The sequence below is a fragment of the Pseudomonas hygromyciniae genome (genome assembly GCF_016925675.1).
Lineage (GTDB): Bacteria > Pseudomonadota > Gammaproteobacteria > Pseudomonadales > Pseudomonadaceae > Aquipseudomonas > Aquipseudomonas hygromyciniae.
The window spans coordinates 4,449,123-4,470,214 of record NZ_CP070506.1; the positions used below are offsets into that span (position 1 = coordinate 4,449,123).

General features: G+C 59.6%; 23 protein-coding genes and 4 pseudogenes. 12 read left to right on the forward strand and 15 right to left on the reverse strand.

The features are described 5' to 3' along the window. Window positions 1-14 precede the first annotated feature (14 nt). The 3 genes and pseudogenes from JTY93_RS19840 to JTY93_RS19850 form a co-directional block, all read right to left on the reverse strand. Window positions 15-988: pseudogene (locus tag JTY93_RS19840) on the reverse strand (5-oxoprolinase subunit C family protein). Beyond that, the gene (locus JTY93_RS19845; RefSeq protein WP_205479505.1) at window positions 985-1,863 is read right to left on the reverse strand and encodes a 5-oxoprolinase subunit B family protein; all 879 of its coding nucleotides are present in this window, start codon (window positions 1,861-1,863) and stop codon (window positions 985-987) included. Before JTY93_RS19845 ends, JTY93_RS19840 begins: the two are co-directional and overlap by 4 nt. Window positions 1,864-2,015: 152 nt before the next feature. Beyond that, the gene (locus JTY93_RS19850; RefSeq protein ID WP_205479507.1) at window positions 2,016-2,840 is read right to left on the reverse strand and encodes a 5-oxoprolinase subunit PxpA; all 825 of its coding nucleotides are present in this window, start codon (window positions 2,838-2,840) and stop codon (window positions 2,016-2,018) included. Window positions 2,841-2,959: 119 nt separating this feature from the next. On the opposite strand from JTY93_RS19850, the gene JTY93_RS19855 reads away from it, so the two are divergent. After that, window positions 2,960-3,877: a LysR family transcriptional regulator gene (locus tag JTY93_RS19855; protein ID WP_169999038.1), complete on the forward strand. Its 918-nt coding sequence runs from the start codon at window positions 2,960-2,962 to the stop codon at window positions 3,875-3,877. Window positions 3,878-3,959: 82 nt separating this feature from the next. On the opposite strand, the gene JTY93_RS19860 is transcribed toward JTY93_RS19855, so the two are convergent. Next, window positions 3,960-4,406, reverse strand: a complete 447-nt coding sequence (locus tag JTY93_RS19860) for a multidrug/biocide efflux PACE transporter (RefSeq protein ID WP_205479516.1) — start codon at window positions 4,404-4,406, stop codon at window positions 3,960-3,962. 90 nt (window positions 4,407-4,496) lie between these two features. Between JTY93_RS19860 and JTY93_RS19865 the strand changes: the two genes are divergently transcribed. Continuing rightward, complete coding sequence (locus JTY93_RS19865) at window positions 4,497-5,351, forward strand: LysR family transcriptional regulator (protein ID WP_205479518.1); 855 nt, start codon at window positions 4,497-4,499, stop codon at window positions 5,349-5,351. Between the two features lie 64 nt (window positions 5,352-5,415). On the opposite strand, the gene JTY93_RS19870 is transcribed toward JTY93_RS19865, so the two are convergent. The 3 genes and pseudogenes from JTY93_RS19870 to JTY93_RS19880 form a co-directional block, all read right to left on the reverse strand. Next, complete coding sequence (locus JTY93_RS19870) at window positions 5,416-5,625, reverse strand: hypothetical protein (RefSeq protein ID WP_205479553.1); 210 nt, start codon at window positions 5,623-5,625, stop codon at window positions 5,416-5,418. Beyond that, window positions 5,622-6,098: an SRPBCC family protein gene (locus tag JTY93_RS19875; protein ID WP_205479520.1), complete on the reverse strand. Its 477-nt coding sequence runs from the start codon at window positions 6,096-6,098 to the stop codon at window positions 5,622-5,624. Before JTY93_RS19875 ends, JTY93_RS19870 begins: the two co-directional genes overlap by 4 nt. 204 nt (window positions 6,099-6,302) lie before the next feature. Then, window positions 6,303-6,413: pseudogene (locus JTY93_RS19880) on the reverse strand (YybH family protein); the annotation flags it as partial. A gap of 188 nt (window positions 6,414-6,601) precedes the next feature. Between JTY93_RS19880 and JTY93_RS19885 the strand changes: the two are divergent. The 3 genes from JTY93_RS19885 to JTY93_RS19895 all read left to right on the forward strand — a co-directional run bounded on the left by JTY93_RS19885 (window position 6,602) and on the right by JTY93_RS19895 (window position 9,088). After that, a complete protein-coding gene (locus JTY93_RS19885; RefSeq protein ID WP_205479522.1) occupies window positions 6,602-7,087 on the forward strand; it encodes a GNAT family N-acetyltransferase in 486 nt (161 codons plus the stop codon). A 20-nt stretch (window positions 7,088-7,107) separates the two neighbouring features. Next, on the forward strand, window positions 7,108-7,713 hold the full coding sequence (locus JTY93_RS19890; RefSeq protein ID WP_205479525.1) for a pyridoxamine 5'-phosphate oxidase family protein: 606 nt from the start codon (window positions 7,108-7,110) through the stop codon (window positions 7,711-7,713). A gap of 154 nt (window positions 7,714-7,867) precedes the next feature. After that, on the forward strand, window positions 7,868-9,088 hold the full coding sequence (locus JTY93_RS19895; RefSeq protein ID WP_205479528.1) for an NHL repeat-containing protein: 1,221 nt from the start codon (window positions 7,868-7,870) through the stop codon (window positions 9,086-9,088). A gap of 40 nt (window positions 9,089-9,128) precedes the next feature. Here JTY93_RS19895 and JTY93_RS19900 read toward each other — a convergent pair whose 3' ends face one another. Further along, window positions 9,129-9,608, reverse strand: coding sequence for a GyrI-like domain-containing protein (locus JTY93_RS19900; RefSeq protein ID WP_205479536.1), 480 nt, complete (start codon window positions 9,606-9,608; stop codon window positions 9,129-9,131). A gap of 195 nt (window positions 9,609-9,803) precedes the next feature. Between JTY93_RS19900 and alaC the strand changes: the two genes are divergently transcribed. Beyond that, on the forward strand, window positions 9,804-11,015 hold the full coding sequence (alaC, locus tag JTY93_RS19905) for an alanine transaminase (RefSeq protein ID WP_029296464.1): 1,212 nt from the start codon (window positions 9,804-9,806) through the stop codon (window positions 11,013-11,015). A gap of 58 nt (window positions 11,016-11,073) precedes the next feature. Here alaC and JTY93_RS19910 read toward each other — a convergent pair whose 3' ends face one another. Together JTY93_RS19910 and JTY93_RS19915 are read right to left on the reverse strand one after the other, a co-directional pair. After that, on the reverse strand, window positions 11,074-12,426 hold the full coding sequence (locus JTY93_RS19910) for a GntP family permease (RefSeq protein WP_169999016.1): 1,353 nt from the start codon (window positions 12,424-12,426) through the stop codon (window positions 11,074-11,076). Between the two features lie 83 nt (window positions 12,427-12,509). Continuing rightward, a complete protein-coding gene (locus JTY93_RS19915; protein WP_205479539.1) occupies window positions 12,510-13,043 on the reverse strand; it encodes a gluconokinase in 534 nt (177 codons plus the stop codon). Window positions 13,044-13,256: 213 nt separating this feature from the next. Here JTY93_RS19915 and gntR point away from each other — a divergent pair, with 213 nt between their 5' ends. From gntR to JTY93_RS19935, 4 genes and pseudogenes are all read left to right on the forward strand, one after another. Further along, the gene (gntR, locus tag JTY93_RS19920) at window positions 13,257-14,288 is read left to right on the forward strand and encodes an HTH-type transcriptional regulator GntR (RefSeq protein WP_205479545.1); all 1,032 of its coding nucleotides are present in this window, start codon (window positions 13,257-13,259) and stop codon (window positions 14,286-14,288) included. A 178-nt stretch (window positions 14,289-14,466) separates the two neighbouring features. Continuing rightward, window positions 14,467-15,099 carry a glutathione S-transferase family protein gene (locus tag JTY93_RS19925; RefSeq protein WP_205479541.1) on the forward strand — a complete coding sequence of 211 codons (633 nt, stop codon included), beginning with the start codon at window positions 14,467-14,469 and terminating at the stop codon, window positions 15,097-15,099. A 10-nt stretch (window positions 15,100-15,109) separates the two neighbouring features. Further along, window positions 15,110-15,205, forward strand: a pseudogene (locus JTY93_RS19930) (NAD-dependent epimerase/dehydratase family protein); the annotation flags it as partial. A 206-nt stretch (window positions 15,206-15,411) separates the two neighbouring features. Further along, a complete protein-coding gene (locus tag JTY93_RS19935; protein WP_205479543.1) occupies window positions 15,412-15,912 on the forward strand; it encodes a hypothetical protein in 501 nt (166 codons plus the stop codon). Window positions 15,913-16,037: 125 nt separating this feature from the next. Here the strand turns inward: JTY93_RS19935 and JTY93_RS30050 are convergent, their stop codons facing one another. Together JTY93_RS30050 and JTY93_RS30055 are read right to left on the reverse strand one after the other, a co-directional pair. Further along, window positions 16,038-16,610, reverse strand: a complete 573-nt coding sequence (locus JTY93_RS30050; RefSeq protein WP_375373792.1) for a methyl-accepting chemotaxis protein — start codon at window positions 16,608-16,610, stop codon at window positions 16,038-16,040. 18 nt (window positions 16,611-16,628) lie between these two features. Continuing rightward, a pseudogene (locus tag JTY93_RS30055) lies at window positions 16,629-17,357 on the reverse strand (PAS domain-containing protein); the annotation flags it as partial. Window positions 17,358-18,163: 806 nt separating this feature from the next. Here JTY93_RS30055 and JTY93_RS19945 point away from each other — a divergent pair. Further along, window positions 18,164-18,580: a GNAT family N-acetyltransferase gene (locus JTY93_RS19945; RefSeq protein WP_205479855.1), complete on the forward strand. Its 417-nt coding sequence runs from the start codon at window positions 18,164-18,166 to the stop codon at window positions 18,578-18,580. Here JTY93_RS19945 and def read toward each other — a convergent pair. The 3 genes from def to JTY93_RS19960 form a co-directional block, all read right to left on the reverse strand. After that, complete coding sequence (def, locus tag JTY93_RS19950; RefSeq protein ID WP_169998998.1) at window positions 18,577-19,116, reverse strand: peptide deformylase; 540 nt, start codon at window positions 19,114-19,116, stop codon at window positions 18,577-18,579. The two genes, JTY93_RS19945 and def, sit on opposite strands and share 4 nt — an antisense overlap. A 3-nt stretch (window positions 19,117-19,119) precedes the next feature. Then, window positions 19,120-20,073, reverse strand: a complete 954-nt coding sequence (locus JTY93_RS19955; protein WP_169998995.1) for a YihY/virulence factor BrkB family protein — start codon at window positions 20,071-20,073, stop codon at window positions 19,120-19,122. A gap of 175 nt (window positions 20,074-20,248) precedes the next feature. Next, window positions 20,249-20,440, reverse strand: coding sequence for a CsbD family protein (locus tag JTY93_RS19960; RefSeq protein WP_205479853.1), 192 nt, complete (start codon window positions 20,438-20,440; stop codon window positions 20,249-20,251). 199 nt (window positions 20,441-20,639) lie between these two features. Between JTY93_RS19960 and JTY93_RS19965 the strand changes: the two genes are divergently transcribed. Continuing rightward, the gene (locus tag JTY93_RS19965; RefSeq protein WP_169998990.1) at window positions 20,640-21,017 is read left to right on the forward strand and encodes a hypothetical protein; all 378 of its coding nucleotides are present in this window, start codon (window positions 20,640-20,642) and stop codon (window positions 21,015-21,017) included. The last annotated feature ends 75 nt before the right edge of the window (window positions 21,018-21,092 follow it).

Here is a 21,092-nt window from a genome sequence, read left to right on the forward strand (position 1 = left end):
TTCGATTGGGGGAGTCAGACGAACAACCCGGCCATTGCTTTGAGCCGCTTCTTGTAGACCCGCCGCGCTTGCAGCGCGTCTTCCAACGTCACCGCGACAAACCCCGCGCGCTGGTTGGGCTGCATCTGCCCGATCAAATCAAGGTCGGCGCTGATCACCGTGCCGATCATCGCGTAGCCGCCGCCGGATACGGCATCGCGGTGCAGCACGATGGGTTCCAGGCCGGCCGGGACCTGGATCGAGCCGATGGGGTAGCAGCTGTCGACGATGTTCGATGGATCAGAGCCGGCGCCAAACGGCTGCTGCCGGGGCTGGAAGCTCAAGGCACTGCCGCCCTTGAAGCGGTAGCCGATCCGGTCGGCCTCGGAGCCGACGGTCCAGGGCTCGGCGAAAAAAACTGCTTTTGGCCTCGGGCGTCAGGCGCTCGTAATACAAGCCCGGCACCACGCGCAAGGTCACATCGCCGCCCACCGAGCGGCGCAGGGCCATCGGCAAACTGTTGCCGGCCCGGCCTTGCCCGCGGGTCTGGCCGATAGGCAACACATCCCCCTCCTGCAAGCGCCGCCCATGAAACCCGCCCAACCCACCCAAGGTGTATGTGGAGCGGCTACCCAGCACCAGCGGCACGTCGATCCCCCCCGGCCACCGCCAGATAGGTCCGCGCACCGGCCACGGGAAACTCAAACCGCAGCACCTGCCCGGCACGCACCTGGAACGCCGTGTCCTGGTGCACCACTTCACCGTCCAGGCGCGGCGACATCAGCGCGCCGCTCAACGCCACCAACCCATCCTGTTGAAACTCCAGCTGCGGGCCGATCAGCGTGCACTCCAACCCTGCCGCGCCCGCCGGGTTGCCCACCAGGTGGTTGGCCGCACTCAAGGCGTACTGGTCCAGGGCGCCGGACGGCGGGATTCCCAAGTGGTAATAGCCTTCGCGCCCCAGGTCCTGCACGGAGGTCGCCAGGCCAGGCTTGAGCACCTTGATCATAGAAGCGCCTCCTGCAGGGTTTTCGGGTAGCCGATCGGGTCGGCAAAAAAAGCATCCAGGGAAAACTCCACCGGGCGAATGCGCAAATCGAAACGCCCTGCTTCTACTTCGGCCACGGCCAGGTCGTAGGCATCCCGGTCGATGGGCTTGAACTGCACGATATCGCCGGGGCGGAAGAACACCATATGTTCCTTGAGGTAGGCCAATTGCTGGGCCGGGTCGTAGATCGGCGCCGGGGTCACGCCAAACATCTGATAACCACCGGCGCCGCGCACTGAGTAGATACAACCAAAACAGCCGCCGTGGCCCAGGGTCAGCTTCGGCGTGTCAGTGCGTGGACGCAGGTATTTGGGCACCTGCAACTGCCGCTCGCGCTCGACCATCTGGAACATGAATGGCAGGCCGGCCACAAAGCCGACCATCGACACAAACCACGGCGCGCCACTGTGGGCAGCGATAAACGCCTCGACATCCGCCAGGCCATTGACCCGCGCGGCGTACTCCAGGTCAGTGGCGGTGGGGTCTTGGTGACGGTCGCGAAAACGCATCAGGGTTTCATGGGTCCAGGGGTCGTTGTAGAGCACCGGAATCTCGATGATGCGCGTGTGCAAAGTCCGCTCGGCCACAGCCTGGGCCTCGGCGCTTTGCACCGCGTCGAGCAGCACATGGGGGGCGATCAGGTCTGGGTCGAAGCGGATCTGGAACGAGGCATTGGCCAGGCAGATATCCAGCACGCCGGGCAGTTCCAGGCGCTGCACCGCACGGGTGACCGCCATACCCTTGAAGAACGCCTCCAGGGACATGCTTTCGCTGACCTCGGCGAACAAATGCTCATCAGCGCCAAAGCTGTAGCGAATCGGGGATGTTTCAGCCATGTCTGTTCCTCTTGGAATCATTGTAGAAAGGCAGGCAAAAAAACCATGTAGCGGTGAAACTTGTTGTGGCGAGCGGGCTTGCCCCGCGCTGGGGTGCGAAGCAGCCCTAATAGGACTACCGAGTTTCTTCAGATGGACCTAGGTGGCAGGTTTTAGGGCTGCTTCGCACCCCAGCGCGGGGCAAGCCCGCTCGCCACAGAAAGCCCGCTCGCCACAACAGGTCTGCCAGATGCCACAGTGATGCCCGCTTGGTCCAGCGCTGCCCGGGTCGCTTCCACCAGAGCCAGGGCGCCCGGTGTATCGCTGTGCAAGCAGATGGAATCGAATTCGATAAACAGGTCTTCGCCTTCGACGGTGCGCACCAGGCCGGTCTGGCAGGCACGCAGCACCCGCGCCGCCACCGTTGCCGGGTCCAGGGCGCGTACGTTGCGGGTAAACACGATGGAACCGGACAGATCGTACTCACGGTCGGCATAAAACTCGCGAACCACAGGCTGCCCCAGTTCCTTGGCAATGCGCCAGATCACCGAACCGGGCATGCAATACAGCAGCAGTTCAGGCTCCAGGCGCTGCAGGTTTTCTACTAGCAGCCGTGCGGCCTCTTCGTCCCGGGCCAGGTGCATGTACAACGCGCCATGGGGCTTGATGTGCTGCAAGGTCACGCCCTGCACCCGCGCCAATTCGCGCAGGGCGCCCAGTTGGTAGAGCATGTCGTCTACCAGTTCCTGGGCCGGGGCGTTGATGTGGCGGCGGCCGAAACCCACCAGGTCGCGGAACCCCGGATGGGCGCCGATAGCCACGCCCAACTGCTTGGCGCGCTCGATGGTGCGGCGCATGGTGCCGGGGTCGCCAGCATGGAAGCCGGTGGCTACGTTGGCGGAGCTGATAAACGCCATCAGTTCGTGATCCACACCGTCGCCGATGGTCCAGGGACCAAAGCTTTCGCCCATGTCCGAATTGAAATCCACTGTTTGCATCGGGGCCTGCTCCGCAAGAGTTCGTGCCATCGAAAATAGGCTGGCCCTTGACCCCTTGGGAAGATCTATTATCAGATGGGCCATCTTCTGAAAATCAGATACCACCACGAGAGATGTGTATGTCCCTGACGTTGCGCCAGGTTCGTTACTTTGTCGCCACCGCCGAAATCGGCCAGATTTCCCAGGCGGCGCTCCACCTGAACATCTCCCAGTCGGCGGTGACCACTGCGATCAAGGAGCTGGAAGCCCTACTCGGCGCCCAGCTGTTTGTGCGCTCGGCCCAGGGCATGAACCTGACCGATGCCGGTCGGCATTTTCTCAACCGCGCCTATGTGATTGTGCGCAGTGTCGACGATGCCCTGAACAGCCCGCTGCCGGACTACCGCGCCAGTGGCGTGCTGCGGGTCGCGGCCAGTTACACGGTGTTGGGTTACTTCCTGCCGCACCACCTGCAACGCATGGAGCACTGGCATCCGGACGTGACCATCGAGGTCTTCGAGCAGGAGCGCCAGGCCATCGAACAGGGGCTGCTGGATGGCCAGTTCGATATGGCCGTGGTGCTCACCGCCAACCTTACCCACCCGGATATCGTCTCGCAGATCCTGTTCAATTCCGAACGCCGCCTGTGGCTGCCCAGCCACCACCCGCTGTGCGAACGCCGTGCAGTGAGCCTGGCCGATGTGGCGCAGGAGCCCTACATCCTGCTGACTGTGGATGAGGCTGAACAAAGTGCCATGCGCTACTGGGAACAGGCCGGACAAGCGCCCAAGGTGCGGCTGCGCACCAGCTCGGTAGAAGCCGTGCGCAGTATGGTGGCCAATGGCAGCGGCGTTGCGATTCTATCCGACCTGGTACACCGCCCCTGGTCACTGGAAGGCAAGCGCATCGAGACCGTGAGTGTGACCGACAAGGTCACGCCCATGAGCGTCGGCCTGGCCTGGCACCGCGAACGCGCGTTCACCCCGGCGATGCAGGCGTTCCGCGACTACTTCCACGACGCCTTCCTAGCCCCGCAGCAGTTGTCGACACGCCGTTAACGTTGAGCCTTCAAGGTGGCCGACAGCCAAGCTCGCTAAAAACCCGAGAGCGCCGCGTACGTTCAGGATGCCCGCGCCATCGTTAACGTCCTTCGCGAGCGAGCTCGCTCCTACACAGGAGTTTTTCCCGCAGCACGTCGTAGCCCCAGTGGTACACATAGGTGTACGGCAGGAAGAACAGCAGCACGCCGATATCCAGGATAAACGCCTGCATCAAGCTGATGTTCAGCCACGCGGCAATCAATGGCACGGCGAACAGAATCAGCCCGCCCTCGAACAGCAGCGCGTGCATGATTCGGGTCTTGACGCTGTTGGCCAGTTGCAGGCGCACCTTGAGGCGGTCGAACACGCTGTTGAAAATCATGTTCCAGGTCAGCGCCAACACGCTGATGGCCAGGGTCACCGCGCCCATTTCCAGGGCCGGCCGACCGGTGATCCAGACGAGCAACGGGGTACAGATCAGCAAGGCCAGGCCTTCGAAGCCAAGGGCCTGGCAAACGCGTTCGGTGACGGACTTGGTGGTGTTCATAAGTGTTGCTCTGCGAATGTCTTGGGTTGCCATCATCGCCCGCAAAACCGATACTTAATAATCAATAACCATCGATCAAGGCGATAGATCATGGCTTCTCATGAAGTGTTGCAAGCGTTTGTGCAGGCGGCGACCCAAGGCTCGTTTTCGGCGGCAGCGCGCAAACTGGGCAAGAGCCAATCGACGGTCAGCGCCGCCGTGGCCAGCCTGGAGATTGATCTGGACGTGGTGTTGTTCGACCGTAGCAGCCGCAAACCCACCCTGACCCCGGCCGGGCATGTCCTGCTACAACGAGCCGAGCAGGTGCTGGAGGCCAGCAGCCGCCTGGAGCTTGCCGCCAGCCAGTTGTCCCAGGGGCTGGAGCCCAAGCTCAGTATTGCCATGTCCGACACCTATCAGTCGGGGCGCTTCGAAACGCTGCTCAGTGCCCTGGAACAACGCTATCCGGACCTGGAACTGGAGTGGCTGATTGCCGAATATGAAGACCTCATCGCCCTGGTACAAAGCGGGCGGGCGCAGCTCGCATTTATCGAGGCGCAGGAGGTCTACCCGCCAGACCTGACCCACGCCACCCTTGAGGAGGGCTCGCAACTTGCGCTGTTTGTTTCCCCGCTGCATGCGCTGGCCAGCCTCGGTGGCATTGATCAACAAACCCTGCAACAACATCGCGAGCTGCGCCTGGCAAGCATCATCAACCCCAATGAAAACCGGCTGACCGGCCGAGTGTGGTCCGCCCCCAGCTTTTTGATGCTGATGGAAATGGCCATCCTCGGTTTTGGCTGGGCTGCGTTGCCGCGCTGGTTGGTGGAGCGCTTTGCCAATGGTCAACTGGTGGAGCTCAAGGCTCGCGGCTGGCCACGCTCGGTGGCGGTGGATGCCTTGTGGTCACGGCAACACCCCCCCGGCCCGGCGGGCAGTTGGCTACTGGAAAAGATGCTCGAATAGCGCCTGAGGGAGCGGCTTGCCGACGATGGCGACCGTGAAATCGCCATCGCCGGCAAGCCGGGTCCTACACGGGGGAGTCGGTACAGGTTGCAAGGCGGCGTTCGATAAAGCGTTTTTCCGGCATTTGCTGGGGCAGGGCTTTTTCGTAGGCCTGGCGCGCCTCTTTCATACTCCCCAATTGCCGACAGAACGCCCCCAGCAGGCGAATCAAGGTCGCCAGGATGCGCCGCGAGTCACGGTGGTAGGCCGCCTCGGCCCGGGCCTTGACCGTCAATCCGGCATGCCCTGGGTCACCAGCGCCACCAGCCGATCCAGGCTCTCGCCCCACCCCTGATGAAAGCCCATGGCTTCGTGGGCCTGTTTGTCGGCTTCACTCCAATGCATGGCGCGGGCGGTGTAGCGGGTCTTGCCCTCGAGCTCCTCGAACGTCACTTCGGCGCTCATGAACGGCTTGCCCGATGGAATCCAGCCAGGCAGGAACGCATCGGTAAACACTAGGCGGCGCGGCGCGTCGATCTCCAGGAATACGCCTTGGGTCGGGTACTCGCTGCCATCAGGCGCGCGCATCAAGGTACGAAACAGGCCACCGACCCACAGGTTCATTTCACACTCCGGCGTGGTCATGCCGTGGGGGCCCCACCATTGCTGCAACAAGGCAGGCTCGGTCCAGGCGCGAAACACCCGGCTCGGTGGCGCGTCGATGACGCGGCTGATGGACAGTTCGAATGCAGCGGGTTGAGTGTTCATGGATAAACCTCCTGAGTCTTATGATTGTTGGGTTCAGAGATTCAATTCACGCACGGGACGCACTTCTACACTGCCGACCCGCGTCGCCAGGATGCCTGCGCCGCGAGTATGCGGCCACTACCGTAAGGCTTCGGCGCTGTGGACCTGGCACAGGTATTTCATGGCGTTCTCCGTCTTCGGACTACTGACTATAGTTGGCTGTGATCAAGGTTTCAGGTCGAACAGACCGGCGCCGCTTTGCCTATCAAAAGGCGTGGACCAATGCTCATGCACCACCTTCCATTGGCCATTGATCCGCGGGTAACCGGCGACGACAGCTTGTTTCCATTGTTCGATCAGAGTGGTGATTGCGGTGCTCATGGCGATACTCCTGGGGGTGGAAAATCACGCAAGACACCCTTGGTCGAATACCCCACCGGCCAATCGACAGCTTGCTGAAAAAAATTGCACATGGCACAAATCCGATAGACTGCGCGCTTCTTTGCAGCCGTTCGGTCACTCCGATGCAAACCCGTCTCGTCGCCTACGAGGCGCTGAATGCTGTGCAAAAACAGCAAGTCGGCGCCATCGAAGTTCACCCGCAGCAGTTACCGTTTTGCGGCGACATGTATTGCGCACTCAACACCCTGCTGGTCAATCCAAGCCCTGGCGTCAAAGGCCTTGCGCTGTTGGCCGATGAGGTTCCGGTGGCGTTCCTCCTGCTCAAACGAGCGCCCTGCCAGCCCCATTGGGCCGACGAACACAGCGCCACCCTGCATGCCCTGCAAGTCGATCGCCACCAACAGGGCCGAGGCTTTGGCAAAGCCTGCCTGCAAGCCCTGCCCGCCGCCGCCCGCCTGGCCTGGCCGCAGATCACCGCCTTGGAGTTGTCGGTGGACAGCGACAATGTGGTGGCGATGGGCTTGTACTTGCAGCAAGGCTGGGTAGACCGGGGCGAGGCGTATAAGGGGCGGGTTGGCTATGAGCGACGGTTGGCGTTACTGTTTTGATTACGCACAAGGAGACTCCCATGCTAACCACCCTGGAACAGCTCGAAACCCTCTACGGCCTGCCCCACGAGCGTGCCCTGCGCAAGGAAATCGCGTTTCTCAATGAGGATTACCAGGCGATGGTGAGAGCCTCGCCGCTGGTGATTGTCAGTTCTTGCGGCCCTGATGGCATCGATGGCTCGCCTAGGGGGGATGTGCCGGGATTTGTGCGCATCATCGATGAGCGCACCCTGGCGATTCCGGATAGGCCGGGCAATAACCGCCTCGATACCTTGCGCAATCTGCTGGTGGATCCGCGCATCGCCCTGCTGTTTATCATCCCGGGGATCGGGGAGACGCTGCGGGTCAATGGGCGGGCGCAGATTTGCATCGAGCCTGGCTTGCTGGAAAGCTTTGCGGTGAATGGCAAGCCGGCGCGGTCGGTGATTGTGGTGCAGGTGGACGCGGCGTACTTCCACTGTTCGAAAGCCTTTGTGCGTTCCGATTGCTGGAACCCGGACAAACATGTGGAGCGCTCGACGCTGCCGTCAGCGGGCGCCATTCACAAGCGTTTGAATGATGGGCAATTTGATGCAGAGACCTATGACCGGGAGATGCCGGAGCGGGTAAAGAACAGTCTGTATTGACCCCGTACTTCCACACAAAACTTGCGTTGTCTACTGTCAGCTTTCACAGCTATACGGGCTTTCACTCTAGGTTTTTACTGAACTACCAAGGTTGTCGCTCAACGATTGCATCGAGCAGGAATGGGAATTCCAATCTTCCCCATGGAGAGTGACCATGAGCATTTCGTCCAACAACCACCCGATCAATAGCGCTGGAGCCCCAGACCTTTCGTTTGGCAACTCTCCCACTAAAAACGGCACTGTTATCGCCCGAAACTCCGGGGGACTTTCGCGCACTCTCAGCGATGGTTCAACCATTACTGTAGGCTTGGGTTTCGTCGAAAATAAAAAACGTATCGTCGTCACCAAACATACACCTGCTGGAGAACAGGATTTAAACTTTGGGGTTTGGCCTACGGACACTGATGCGCACACCATCCTCATTCGCCTGACCATTCAACCCGACGGCAAACCCCTGTTATTGACTGCGCGTGGACTCGAGTCCACAGCATTTATTACTCGCTTCAATGCACACAACGGCGACACGGATAAATTGTTTGGCGTTGCGGGAACCAGAGATCTCGGGAAAAAAATCTACACCGGCTTCCTTCCCAGAGGGGGGTTGGCGGTGCAAGCCGATAACAAGATCGTTTCTGTATTCCATGATGGCACCCACAGTTTTATCTTTCAGCTCAGCGCCAGCGGCGAACTGATCAACTTTGGGCGTATCGGCCCAATTGATTCAAAAAGTACCCTTTTGAACACTTTACTGATCACCAGCAGGGGGTTTGTGATTGCCGGTGCCAGAACCGAAGCCGAAACCAAAGCTAATGCCAAAGCCCCCATCAGGAAGACATTCATGATGGGGTTCCTGCACGATGCTGAGCTGGACTCCAGTTTCGGTAATGGAGGGTTTGTTGAACTGCAGTTTTCAAATAATGAAAATAAACAAATCTCAGCGCTCGCGAAGGGCCCGGATGGTCAAATCGCTGTCGTGGGGGGGGAATATTACTTGCCTTCAAAGATAAGGTTTGTCGCCAGCTTACTCGCCAACGGTCAAGCCAACCCGCAGTTCCATGGAGGAAAACCGCTGGAGACTGACGACATTATTAACTCCTATACCGATGTCGTGACCCAGAACGATGGGAAAATTGTTGCTTTGGCACGTACCGATAATGGCAGCCGGGTTCTACTGTTCAGGCACACGTTGACCGGTCAGTTGGACCCCAGTTTTGGCGAGCAAGGTAGGGCAACGGCGTGGCAGGATCAGCAAGGACGGCCCGAGCATTCCTCTATCGACACACTGGAGTTGGTACAACCGGGCGAAAAACTGCAAAGCAGTGGTGTGCTAAGCATTTACAGCGAGTCTTTTATCGGGCGACTACTCAGCCAGTAATGCTACCGGCTGAGCTGCCGAGGCAGCTCAGCCTTGTGCCTCAAGACTTCTCGACAGGCAGCCAGATTTCCACGGTGCCGGTCCCCTTATCCACATCGAAGTCGGCGCTGTAGCGCTCCAAATCCGGGCCCGCCACCTTGTAACCCGAAGTCGGCAACCACTCGTACTTGATCCGCTCATAGGTCTGCGACAGCGCATACACCGGCCCGTAGTGCGCAAAGACCGCATAACGATTGGCCGGCACATCTATGGACTCAAAGTTGCTTGGCACATCGCCCTTGGCCGGCACTTCGACCCCAGCGATGTAATCGAATTCCTCCTCTGTGGCGTTGTAGCAAACGCCGTAGGTCACGCCGCCAATGCGCTTCTTGATCTCCTTGATGCAGGTGTCGAACAACTCCCACAGCTTCGGAATGTCCCCCAGCGTGGCCTTGCCGTAATGACCGCCGACCCCGGCGATCACCATGGCCTTGCCCTCTTCCATGCGGGGTTCCAGGGGTAGCGTTGCCTGTTGGTTCATCTGCACAATCTCCATGGGTGAGTGACCAAAACCATACCGAGTATAGGGGCATACCCACTTCACACTCCAGATCGAAAAATTTCCTACGCTATCTGGACAACCGGCTGTCATCGCCCGTATTGTCTGCCCCGCAGGCCACCGCAGTGGCCGACGTCGCTCGGACGGTTCCGGGCGCTTACGTACTCCGAGGCAACAATGGCAGACCAAGGTTCGCCGCGCCGCTTTGCGCGCATAGATCGACTCCCCCCTTACGTTTTCAATATCACTGCCGAGCTGAAGATGGCTGCGCGTCGGCGCGGCGAAGACATCATCGACTTGAGCATGGGTAACCCCGACGGCCCGACTCCACCGCATATCGTGGAGAAGCTGGTGACCGTCGCCCAGCGTGAAGACACCCACGGCTACTCCACCTCCAAAGGCATCCCACGCCTGCGCCGCGCTATTTCGCGCTGGTACAAGGATCGCTACGAAGTGGATATCGACCCGGAAACCGAAGCCATCGTCACCATCGGTTCCAAGGAAGGCCTGGCGCACTTGATGCTGGCCACCCTGGACCAGGGCGACACGGTCCTGGTGCCCAACCCCAGCTACCCGATCCACATCTACGGCGCGGTGATTGCCGGTGCCCAGGTGCGCTCGGTGCCGCTGATTCCCGGCGTGGATTTTTTTGCCGAGCTGGAGCGGGCGATTCGCGGTTCGATCCCCAAGCCGAAGATGATGATCCTCGGCTTCCCGTCCAACCCCACGGCGCAGTGCGTGGAGCTGGATTTCTTCGAACGGGTGATCGCTCTGGCCAAACAGTACGACGTGCTGGTGATCCACGACCTGGCCTATGCCGATATCGTCTACGACGGCTGGAAAGCCCCGTCGATCATGCAGGTGCCGGGCGCCAAGGACATTGCGGTGGAGTTTTTCACCCTGTCCAAGAGTTACAACATGGCCGGGTGGCGCATTGGCTTTATGGTCGGCAATGCCGAACTGGTCAACGCCCTGGCGCGCATCAAGAGCTACCACGACTACGGCACCTTCACCCCGCTGCAAGTGGCGGCCATTGCCGCGCTGGAAGGCGACCAGCAATGTGTGAAAGACATTGCCGAGCAGTACCGCCAACGCCGCAACGTGCTGGTCAAGGGCCTGCATGAACTGGGCTGGATGGTGGAGAACCCGAAGGCGTCGATGTACGTCTGGGCAAAGATTCCCGAGGCGTATGCCGCCATGGGCTCCCTGGAATTTGCCAAGAAGTTGCTGCTGGAAGCCAAGGTGTGTGTATCGCCGGGGATCGGCTTTGGCGAGTATGGCGATGACCATGTGCGCTTTGCGCTGATCGAGAACCAGGACCGCATTCGCCAGGCGGTGCGCGGGATCCGGGCCATGTTCCGGGCTGATGGGCTGGTCACCAAAGCCTGATAACCACCCGATAACGAATGTGGGAGCGGGCTTGCCCGCTCCCACATTTTGATGGGGTTTACACCACCAACGACAGCAGCATGATAAAGCCCAGCGCCACGATGGACAGGATGGTCTCCATCGCCGTCCACGTCTTGAACGTCTCGGCCACGGTCATGTTGAAGTACTGCTTCACCAGCCAGAACCCCGCATCGTTGACGTGCGACAGAATCAACGACCCCGCCCCCGTCGCCAACACCAACAACTCCAGGTTGACCCCCGGTACCATGCCCACCACCGGCACCACAATGCCCGCACCGGTAATGGTGGCCACGGTCGCCGAACCCGTGGCAATGCGAATCACCGCCGCCACCAGCCAAGCCAGCAGGATCGGGTTGATCTGCGCCGTCACCGCCATATGGCCGATCACGTCACCCACGCCGCTAGTCACCAGCATCTGCTTGAAACCACCGCCGGCGCCGATGATCAGGATGATCGCGGCGGTCGGCGCAAGGCTGGCGTCGAGCAGCTTGAGGATCTGCTTGGAGTGGATGCCCTGGCGATGGCCAAAGGTGTACAGCGACAGCAGCAACGCCAGGAGCAAGGCACTGATCGGGTGGCCGATCATGTCCATCCAGTTGCGCACCACATTGCCTTCGGCAAAGGCGATGTCAGCAAAGGTTTTGAGCAGCATCAGGAACACCGGCAGCAGCACGGTGATCAGGGTGATGCTGAAGCTAGGCAGGTTTTTCGAGTCGTTCTCGCGGGCCAGTTGATCCACCAGCTCCTGGGACGGGTTGCCCGGGATGTGCTTGGCGATGAACGTACCGAAGATCGGCCCGGCAATGATGGCAGTCGGCAAGGCAACGATCAGGCCGTAGAGAATGGTCTTGCCAATATCTGCGCCAAACACGCCGATGGCCAACAGCGGCCCCGGATGCGGCGGCACCAGGCCGTGGACCGCCGACAGGCCGGCGAGCAGCGGGATGCCGATCTTGATCAGCGACACGCCGGTGCGGCGCGCGACGATAAACACCAGCGGGATCAGCAGCACAAAACCGATCTCGAAGAACAGCGGAATGCCCACCAGAAAGGCAGCGAACATCATCGCCCACTGCACCTTGTCCTTGCCGAAAGCACGGATCAGGGTTTGGGCGATCTGATCGGCACCGCCGGATTCGGCCATCATCTTGCCGAGCATCGTACCCAGCGCCAGGATAATCCCGACAAACCCGAGCACCCCGCCGAAACCGTCCTGGAAGGCCTTGATGATCTTGTCCACGGGCATGCCCGAGGTCAGGCCCAAAAAGCCTGCGGCAATGATCAACGCAATAAAGGGGTGGACCTTGAACCGGGTGATCAACACGATCAGCCCGATGATAGTGACCACTGCATCGAGCAGCAGGTACGACTCGTGGGACATGCCAAACATGGGGGTCTCTCCTGTTTGTTGTTGTTATTAAAGCGGGTGTTGAGTTTCGTGCCGCCAGATAGCGCTATCTTTCGGCCAAAAAATCATCGGGAAGGTTCGAAGCCGTGGGTCAGCCACCAGGCCTGGGTCTGCGCGGCCAGATCCTCGATGCTGTCTTCACTGGCATTGAGGGCCAGGGTCAGCGGCTCGCCGATGGGCGATTCGAGGGTGGCGAACTGGCTGTCGATCAGGCTGGCCGGCATGAAATGGCCGGGGCGATGGGAGACGCGGTCGGCGGCCACCTCGCGGGTCAGTTCCAGGAAGACAAACCCCAGGCCCGGCGCGGCTTCGCGCAGGTGATCGCGGTACTTTTTCTTCAGCGCCGAACAGGTCAGCACCGGATGCTCGCCGGCCTTGAGCGCACGGCGCAGCTCATCGCAGAGGATATCCAGCCAGCCGGCACGGTCGTCGTCGTTGAGAGGATGGCCTGCGCTCATCTTTTCGATATTGGCAGCCGGATGAAAGCTGTCGCCTTCAATGGCGGTGGCGCCGTTCAACAGGCACAGGGCCTCGCTGACACTGGACTTGCCACAGCCGGAAACACCCATGATGACCAGGGCAGTAACAGGTTGACTCATGAAACACCTCAGGACGCAGACAGCGCTACCTTTGCACGCCCTAAGGCTAGTGCAAAAACAGGCTTTTCCCGCGCCTAATTGTCATTTTTATGGAGTGACGCGTGCATCCTCTCCAACCGTTTGAGCAAGGATCAGGCAACCCATTGCGCAAGTATTTGCAGGCCTTTGGAGACAGCGCTACCTTAGTGCCTCGATTTTTGTTTGGCAAGCCGCCTGATGACCTCCAAGAACGATAAAAATACCCGCACGACGGGGCGCCCTACTCTGAACGAAGTTGCCCGCCTGGCGGGCGTCAGCCCAATCACGGCCTCCCGGGCCTTGCGCGGCATCAGCACCGTGGCCCCCGAACTGGTGGAAAAAGTGCAGAAAGCCGCCGCCGAGCTGAGCTACGTGGTCAACCCGGCCGCCCGCGCCCTGGCCTCGGCATGCAGCCAGTCGGTGGTGGTACTGGTGCCTTCATTGTCCAACCTGCTGTTTATCGAAACCCTGGAGGCCATTCACCAGGTGTTGCGCCCCAAGGGCTTCGAAGTGCTGATCGGCAACACCCACTATTGCCGGGACGAAGAAGAAAACCTGCTGCGCAACTACATGGCCTATCAGCCACGGGGCTTGCTGCTGACCGGTTTTGATCGCACCGAAAGCGCCCGGCGCATGGTGGAGTCGAGCAATGTGCCCTGCGTGTACATGATGGACCTGGACCCCACCGCCGGCCTCAACTGCGTGGGCTTCTCGCAGATCAGTGCCGGCCAAACCGCGGCAGCGCACCTGATCTCCCGGGGTCGCAAGCGCCTGGCCTATGTTGGCGCACAGTTGGACCAGCGCACGCTGCTGCGCGGCGAAGGCTTCCGCCAAGGCCTGCAGAAGGCCGGTTTGTATGACCCGGCATTGGAACTGCTGACCCCACGCCCCTCGTCGGTGGGCCTGGGTGGCGAATTGTTCCTGCAACTGCTGGCCAGCCATCCGGACGTGGATGCGATTTTTTTCGGCAACGATGACTTGGCCCACGGCGCCCTGCTCGAAGCCTTGCGCCACGGGATCAAGGTGCCGGAGCAAATCGCAGTGCTGGGCTTCAACGACCTGCCCGCCTCCAGCTTCATGGTGCCGCGCCTGAGCAGCATCAGCACCCCGCGTGAAGCCATTGGCCGACGCGCGGCAGAGCATTTGCTGACGGTGATGGCAGGCAACAAGATCGCCCGGCCGGTGGTGGATATGGGGTTTGAGTTGAAGGTGCGCGAGAGTACCTGAACCGATGTGGGAGCGGGCTTGCCCGCGATAACGGTGTGTCAGGCAATACATCTGGCACTGATACACCGCTATCGCGGGCAAGCCCGCTCCCACATTTTTGAGCGTGTCCACTTAACCCTATCGCTGTCCTTGCGCGCCCCTGCTAAATTGCCCAGCTCATACCAGCCAGGGAAGCACCATGGGACACGCGCTGAAAATTTTGGGTCGCACTTCGTCCATCAACGTACGAAAAGTCCTGTGGACCTGCCAGGAACTGGCTATCCCCTACGAGCGTGAAGATTGGGGCATCGGCTTCACGCCTACCCAGTCACCCGAATTCCTCGCCCTGAACCCTAACGCCCAAGTACCGGTCATCGTCGATGACAACGGCGTGCTATGGGAGTCCAACACCATCTGCCGCTATCTGGTGGGCCTGCACCAACGCCACGACCTGCTGCCCGCCGCCCCCGCGCCACGGGCCAGGGTCGAGCAATGGATGGATTGGCAAGCCACCGAGCTCAACCCATCCTGGGGCTACGCCTTCCATGCCCTGGTGCGCAAGAACCCGGACTTTCAGGACCCGCAGCGCATTGCCGCCGGCGTGCGCGGCTGGAACGACAAGATGGGACTGCTGGAACAGCAATTGATCAAAACCGGCGCCTATGTGGCCGGGGACGACTTCACCCTGGCCGATATCCTGATTGGCCTGTCAGTACACCGCTGGCGGATGACGCCCATGGAGCGCCCCGCCTACCCGGCAGTGGAGGCGTACTACGCCCTACTCAGCCAGCGCCCAGGTTTCCAGGCTTTTGCCCTCGACGGTCACAACTAAGGATTACACGATGAAAGGACTCAACGTACTGCTCACCGGTGCCTGCGGCAGGATCGGCAAGACCTTCTTCGAGGCCTCGAAAGATCGTTACCGCTTCACCCTCACTGCCCCTTCGCCCTCGACGGCCATCGCTTCGTGCAGGCCGAGGGGGTCAAGCACCTGATCGCCCATGGCCGCTGGCGGCAAACATTCGCCGCTGGCGGCACGCCTCATGACGAAGCAATGCTCTCAAAGCCAATGAATTGGGGCATTGGCCCTCGGCACGCTAATTGCTAAACCCTCTGTATCGCTCAAACCCATAGGTGCCCGATCATGTTGGTCAATACCCAAGTCTCATCCGTGATCCAACAGTCCAAACGCCCCGACCTGGACCCCGCCAACGCCGCCGCCAGTGCGCTGTACAGCGGCGTGATGCAGAACGTGCAGAACGCTGCTGCCGCAACCCAGGTGCAGGCCACGCAAAAGGCCACTGACACCACGGCCAGCAACGTGGATGCCGCGTTTGCCAAGACCCGCCTGCAGTTGCAAGCGACACCGCCGACCAGCGCCACGCCGACCACTGCGACCAGCAGCCAGGCCCGCGCAGATTTCACCGACTATATGACCAAGACCCCGGCCGAGCGCATCCGCGATCAGATCCTGCTGGAAAAGGGCCTGACCGAAGAAGATGTAAAAGCGATGCCTGTCGAACAACAAGACGCTATTGCCCAGGAAGTGGCTGATCGCCTAAAGATGCAGGTAGCGGAACAGTTCGCCGAGAAGACTGCTGACCCGCAGATCAAGGCCGTCAAAGACGCCCTCGCCGCAATCTGACTCAGCGCACGCCCTTTGTAGGAGCGAGCTTGCTCGCGAAAAACTTCAACGATAACGCGGGGTATCGGGTTCCCCGTGGCGGTCTCAGGTTTTTCGCGAGCAAGCTCGCTCCTACTAAAGAGGCACTATTGCAGTTGCAGGGTCGAGTTGAACTGGCCAATGGCGTCCACCACATGCCGCGAGCCTTCCTGGATCTCCAGGATCACTTGCCCTGCCTCATTGGCCAACTCCACCCCCAGGCCGGTACGACTCAGGCTCGACTGCATGCTCGACACCGCGCTCAGGGACAAGTCGTGGTTCTTGCGTACCACCTCGACAATCTCAAGCGTCGCCTGGCTGGTGCGCGCCGCCAGGCTGCGCACCTCGTCCGCCACCACAGCAAAGCCACGCCCGTGCTCACCGGCCCGTGCCGCTTCAATGGCCGCGTTAAGCGCCAACAGGTTGGTTTGATCGGCAATCCCGCGAATGGTCTGCACGATGGTGCCGATAATGTCCGACTGCTTGCTTACCGCGTCGATGCTGATTGCCGCTTGGTTGAGGTCGCGGGAAATTTCTTCGATGATCTGCACCGTCTGCTGTACCACTTCCGAGCCCTTGCGGGCGCAGGCATCATTCTGCACCGAGGTGGCGTGGGCAGAATCGGCAGCGGTACGCAACGTGGTGACCTGGTCGGTGATATCGCTGGCGAACTTCACCACTTTGTACAGACGTCCGTTGGCATCGAAGATTGGGTTGTAGGAGGCTTCCAGAAACAGCGTCTGACCCTGTTTGTTGCGCCGCTCAAAACGATGGGAGTGGAACTCTCCGCGGTTCAGTGAGGCCCAGAAGGCTTTGTAGGCCGGTGATTCCACCTCGGCGTGATGGCAGAACATGCTGTGGTGTTGGCCGACGATTTCACCGAGGGAATACTGCACCGTCTTCAGGAAGTTCTGGTTGGCATTGAGGATCTGCCCCTGGGGCGTGAACTCGATGACCGCCATGGAGCGCCCGATGGCATCGATCAGGCTTTGGTTTTCATGCTCGCGGTGAACCCGTTCGGAAATATCCGCAGCCACTTTGATCACACTCTGCACCTGGTTATCCGGGCCATAGACCGGCATGTAACTGGCCTCCAGCCATACTTCCTGGCCACTTTTGGTCAAGCGCATGAACGTGCCGCTGATGGGTTCGCCCTGGCCCAGGTCGTGCCACAATTTTGCGTAGGCATCGCTGCGGTAATAGGACTCTTCACAGAAGATTCGATGGTGTTTACCGCGTACTTCCTCGGCGCTGTAACCCATGACCTTGCAGAAGTTTTCGTTGGCATCCAGTACTACGCCGTCGCGATCAAACTCGATCATCGCCATGGAACGACTGATGGCCGCCAACTTGGCTTGGGCCTGGGTTAGCGCACAGGAAAAACGCTCTATTTCCAGCAGGTCGGATTTGTGGTGCAAGTTAAACATGATCGGATCACCTTCAGCGCTGTCTTTGAATGACGGTTAGTTCTTGGATTTGACCCAGTACAACTTTCCACAAAACAGGCAAACGCAGCTGTCCATAAGGCAGGACAAGTGTCAGGCGATAGATAAATGATGGCTAATCGGAGAGTCCATGGGGCAACACCCGTTTCAAGGCATCCTTTTCTTGACGACCCCGTGCGGGGCCCGCTTTAACCGACACACGTAAATCCATTTAACCTGAGGCTCCTTTTTTCCGGCGCTTTGACATACGCACTTATCTATTCACAGCTTCAATAGTGCTCATCAATCACTATTCAAGCACCCACCCGAAACGCTTCATATGGCGTGCGACATAAGTGGTTATGGATGAGCATAGACAGGGCTTGGCGCTATGCAAGGCCATTAATCAGCCAGCATTTATAGACAGGTGTTGGAGGGGATGTGCAGGGGCAGGATGTATCGATGCCGCTGTAGGAGCGAGCTTGCTCGCGAAAAGCTCGAGAGCGCCGTGTTTTTCCTGCGAACACGCGTTTTCGTTAACGCTCTTCGCGAGCAAGCTCGCTCCTACAGTGAAGTACTCAGTGACCGAACAGACCGGTCTCAGTCTTCTTGGCTTTTTTGTCCGCGCGTTTTTCATCGGCGGTCTTTGCCGGTTTTTTCTTCGCGGCTTTCTTTGAATCCATACCTTTGGCCATGATGCATGCTCCACTAACAGAGGAAGTAACAAGGGGTATAACACCTATTGCCCACCAGAAGGCGCTTTGCCCGACTTATAATCCCCGGTCCTTGATCACGTTTGTTAAACCACCATGCCCGAGTTGCACATTGATCGACTGGCAGACCCCCTGTGGCCGCTGCTGAACAAGTTCTACCGCAGCCACAACTCATCGATGAAAGCCCTCAAGGGCGGCCAATTGTGGGTCGCGCGCAACAGCGAGATTGTGGCCGGTCTGTGCCTGAGCCCCGTGGTCGGTGGCCAGTGGCTGACCGGGCTGTTTGTCGATCCGGCATTACGTGGGCAAGGGCTGGCGGCGCGGCTGATCGCACAAGCGATAGCGCCGGTCGAAGGCACGGTATGGCTGCTGTGCCACCCGGACCTGGAAGGGTTTTATGCAGCCCAGGGTTTCAGCCAGCAGACGGTGTTGCCACAATCGCTGGCCGAGCGCCTGGTGCGCTATAAACGCAACAAGCCGATGATCGCCATGGGCGTGTGCCGTCAGGTCTAAGCGTCGGCGGCGGGATCCAGGTCGGGGAACATCACCTCGATAAACCCGAACTTGCTGAAGTCGGTGATGCGCGAGGGGTACAGGCGGCCGATCAAGTGGTCGCATTCGTGCTGCACCACCCGCGCATGGAAGCCGTCGGCAATCCGCACAATCGGCTCGCCCTTGGGGTCAAACCCCTCGTAGCGAATCTGCTGATAGCGATCCACCGCACCACGCAACCCCGGCACCGACAGACAGCCTTCATAGCCCTCCTCCAACACCGGGCTCAGCGGTGTAATCAGCGGGTTGATCAAGATGGTCTGGGGCACCGCCGGGGCATCCGGGTAGCGCTCGCTGCTTTCGAAGCCGAAGATCACCAGTTGCAGGTCGACACCAATCTGCGGCGCGGCCAGACCGACGCCACCCACGTGCTCCATGGTCTGGAACATGTCATCGATCAGTTGCCACAGTTCGGGGCTGTCGAACATTTCCGGTGGCACCGGTGGCGCGATACGCAGCAGGCGCTCGTCGCCCATTTTCAGGATTTCACGAATCATCGGTCAGGTTTCATCAAGGGTGGGTTTGGGAATCGAATGGTCCCGGCCAAGGCCCGAGACATGCTGTTTTTGATCGGGGTGATGTTCGCCAAAGTCCTTTTCACCCGGGTCCTTGCCTTCGGCAGACATGTGCTCGATCACCGCGTTCATTTCCGCACCCAGCAGCAATACCGCGGCGGAAATGTAGAAGTACAACAGCAGCACAATGATCGCACCGATGCTGCCATACATCGCGTTGTAGTCGGCGAAGGTCTTGACGTAGTAGCCAAAGCCCAGTGAAGCCACGATCCAGACCACCACCGCCAGCACCGAGCCTGGCGTGATAAAGCGAAATTTCTGCTTCACATCCGGCATCACGTAGTACATCAAGGCCACGGCGAACATCAGCAGGATCACAATCAAAGGCCAACGCAGGATGGTCCACAAGGTAACGACAAACTCCTGCATGCCGATCTGCCCGGCCAGCCACTCCATCACTTGCGGCCCCAGGACCATCAGCGCGGCGGCGGCCAGCAACATGCCGGCGATGCCCACGGTGTAGAGAATCGACAACGGGAAACGCTTCCAGATCGGCCGGCCTTCCACCACGTCGTAGGCGGCATTCATCGCGCTCATCATCAGGCGCACGCCCGCCGAGGCGGTCCACAGCGCGATGACGATACCCACCGACAACAGCCCACCCTTGGATTGCTGCAATTGGTCGATCACCGGGTTGACTTGCTCCAGAGCCTGGGGCGGCAGCACCAGTTCCGATTGCAGGCGCAGCCAACTGAAGAAATCCGGCAGGTGCAGGAAACCGATCAGGGCAATCAGGAACAGCAGGAAGGGGAACAGCGAAAACAGCATCTGGTAGGCCAGTGCCGAGGCATAAGTGGGCATCTCGTCATCAATGAACTCTGTGACGGTGCGCATCAATACGCGGTGCAGCGGCAGATCTTTTAATACCGGAAAAATCATAGCGTCTCCTTTCGCCGCAAAAAGGTTGAGTTCGTGGGCGACTCAGGGGCCGTTTTCTACATCAAGGTAGCCTATTTGGCGACCTTGAAACAATTTCGAAACTTTAAACATTGGGCGTGACATAAAAACGGCCATCCGTGGATGGCCGTTATATTGCGTGTTGCACACGGCGGAATCAGGCCTTGTCGACCGTATTCTTTACCGCATCCTTGACCTTGCCGACCGCTTGCTGGGCTTCGCCCTTCTTCTCTTGAATCTTGCCTTCGACCTCAAGCTTGGGGTTGTCAGTGGCTTTGCCGACACCTTGCTTGATATTGCCGATGGCTTCGTTCACTAAACCTTTTGCCTTATCCGCTGTGCTGCCCATGGTATTTCTCCGTAAGAACAATCAAGGGTTTTGGTCATTACCTAAGGATTGACCCTGGGCCTCTGAGCAGAGTTTCAATTATTTGCGTGAGGCATTTCATCACCCTATACAGGTTTGGCTTTATGTTTTGCCGCCAACCCCCGAGAATGCCCGGCAGATTCAGGCTAAATCGCTGAATAACAGATCCCGTAGGAAGGTTATGAAACTCAATAAAACACAGGCCATCGCCCGCAGAAACCTGGAACTGGGCGGTGCCGTGCTCGGCGTCAACAACTGCCACTTCACCGACCTGGACCGCAAGCGCAACATTTGGTGGTTCGACCTGCCAGTGGCCCGCATTGCCATCGGCCAGTACGAGTGGATTCACTTGTTGATGCACAACGCCGAGACCGACCAGTTGTTGCACCTGAAAGTGCCGACCGCGTTCCTGCGTGAAAAGCTTGAAGGGTTGGTGGTGCGCAATGCGGGCAAGCGCAAGCCGGAGATTACCCTGGAGCTGAGCGCGGATAAGGATTCGTTCCTCAAGGATGTACGCCCGACGGGCGCTGGCGTTAGCTTCGCGCAGTTCGCCCTGTAGGCACGCGCTCAAAAATATGGGAGCTGGCTTGCCTGCTCCCACATTTGGATTGCATTCCAAGCGCCCAATAAAAAG

Bases quoted from the DNA above. Each gene is read 5' to 3' on its own strand.
- JTY93_RS19845 (WP_205479505.1), bottom strand. From the start codon at position 1,863: ATGGCTGAAACATCCCCGATTCGCTACAGCTTTGGCGCTGATGAGCAT.
- JTY93_RS19850 (WP_205479507.1), bottom strand. From the start codon at position 2,840: ATGCAAACAGTGGATTTCAATTCGGACATGGGCGAAAGCTTTGGTCCC.
- JTY93_RS19855 (WP_169999038.1), top strand. From the start codon at position 2,960: ATGTCCCTGACGTTGCGCCAGGTTCGTTACTTTGTCGCCACCGCCGAA.
- JTY93_RS19860 (WP_205479516.1), bottom strand. From the start codon at position 4,406: ATGAACACCACCAAGTCCGTCACCGAACGCGTTTGCCAGGCCCTTGGC.
- JTY93_RS19865 (WP_205479518.1), top strand. From the start codon at position 4,497: ATGGCTTCTCATGAAGTGTTGCAAGCGTTTGTGCAGGCGGCGACCCAA.
- JTY93_RS19875 (WP_205479520.1), bottom strand. From the start codon at position 6,098: ATGAACACTCAACCCGCTGCATTCGAACTGTCCATCAGCCGCGTCATC.
- JTY93_RS19885 (WP_205479522.1), top strand. From the start codon at position 6,602: ATGCAAACCCGTCTCGTCGCCTACGAGGCGCTGAATGCTGTGCAAAAA.
- JTY93_RS19890 (WP_205479525.1), top strand. From the start codon at position 7,108: ATGCTAACCACCCTGGAACAGCTCGAAACCCTCTACGGCCTGCCCCAC.
- JTY93_RS19895 (WP_205479528.1), top strand. From the start codon at position 7,868: ATGAGCATTTCGTCCAACAACCACCCGATCAATAGCGCTGGAGCCCCA.
- JTY93_RS19900 (WP_205479536.1), bottom strand. From the start codon at position 9,608: ATGAACCAACAGGCAACGCTACCCCTGGAACCCCGCATGGAAGAGGGC.
- alaC (WP_029296464.1), top strand. From the start codon at position 9,804: ATGGCAGACCAAGGTTCGCCGCGCCGCTTTGCGCGCATAGATCGACTC.
- JTY93_RS19910 (WP_169999016.1), bottom strand. From the start codon at position 12,426: ATGTTTGGCATGTCCCACGAGTCGTACCTGCTGCTCGATGCAGTGGTC.
- JTY93_RS19915 (WP_205479539.1), bottom strand. From the start codon at position 13,043: ATGAGTCAACCTGTTACTGCCCTGGTCATCATGGGTGTTTCCGGCTGT.
- JTY93_RS19925 (WP_205479541.1), top strand. From the start codon at position 14,467: ATGGGACACGCGCTGAAAATTTTGGGTCGCACTTCGTCCATCAACGTA.
- JTY93_RS19935 (WP_205479543.1), top strand. From the start codon at position 15,412: ATGTTGGTCAATACCCAAGTCTCATCCGTGATCCAACAGTCCAAACGC.
- JTY93_RS19945 (WP_205479855.1), top strand. From the start codon at position 18,164: ATGCCCGAGTTGCACATTGATCGACTGGCAGACCCCCTGTGGCCGCTG.
- def (WP_169998998.1), bottom strand. From the start codon at position 19,116: ATGATTCGTGAAATCCTGAAAATGGGCGACGAGCGCCTGCTGCGTATC.
- JTY93_RS19955 (WP_169998995.1), bottom strand. From the start codon at position 20,073: ATGATTTTTCCGGTATTAAAAGATCTGCCGCTGCACCGCGTATTGATG.
- JTY93_RS19960 (WP_205479853.1), bottom strand. From the start codon at position 20,440: ATGGGCAGCACAGCGGATAAGGCAAAAGGTTTAGTGAACGAAGCCATC.
- JTY93_RS19965 (WP_169998990.1), top strand. From the start codon at position 20,640: ATGAAACTCAATAAAACACAGGCCATCGCCCGCAGAAACCTGGAACTG.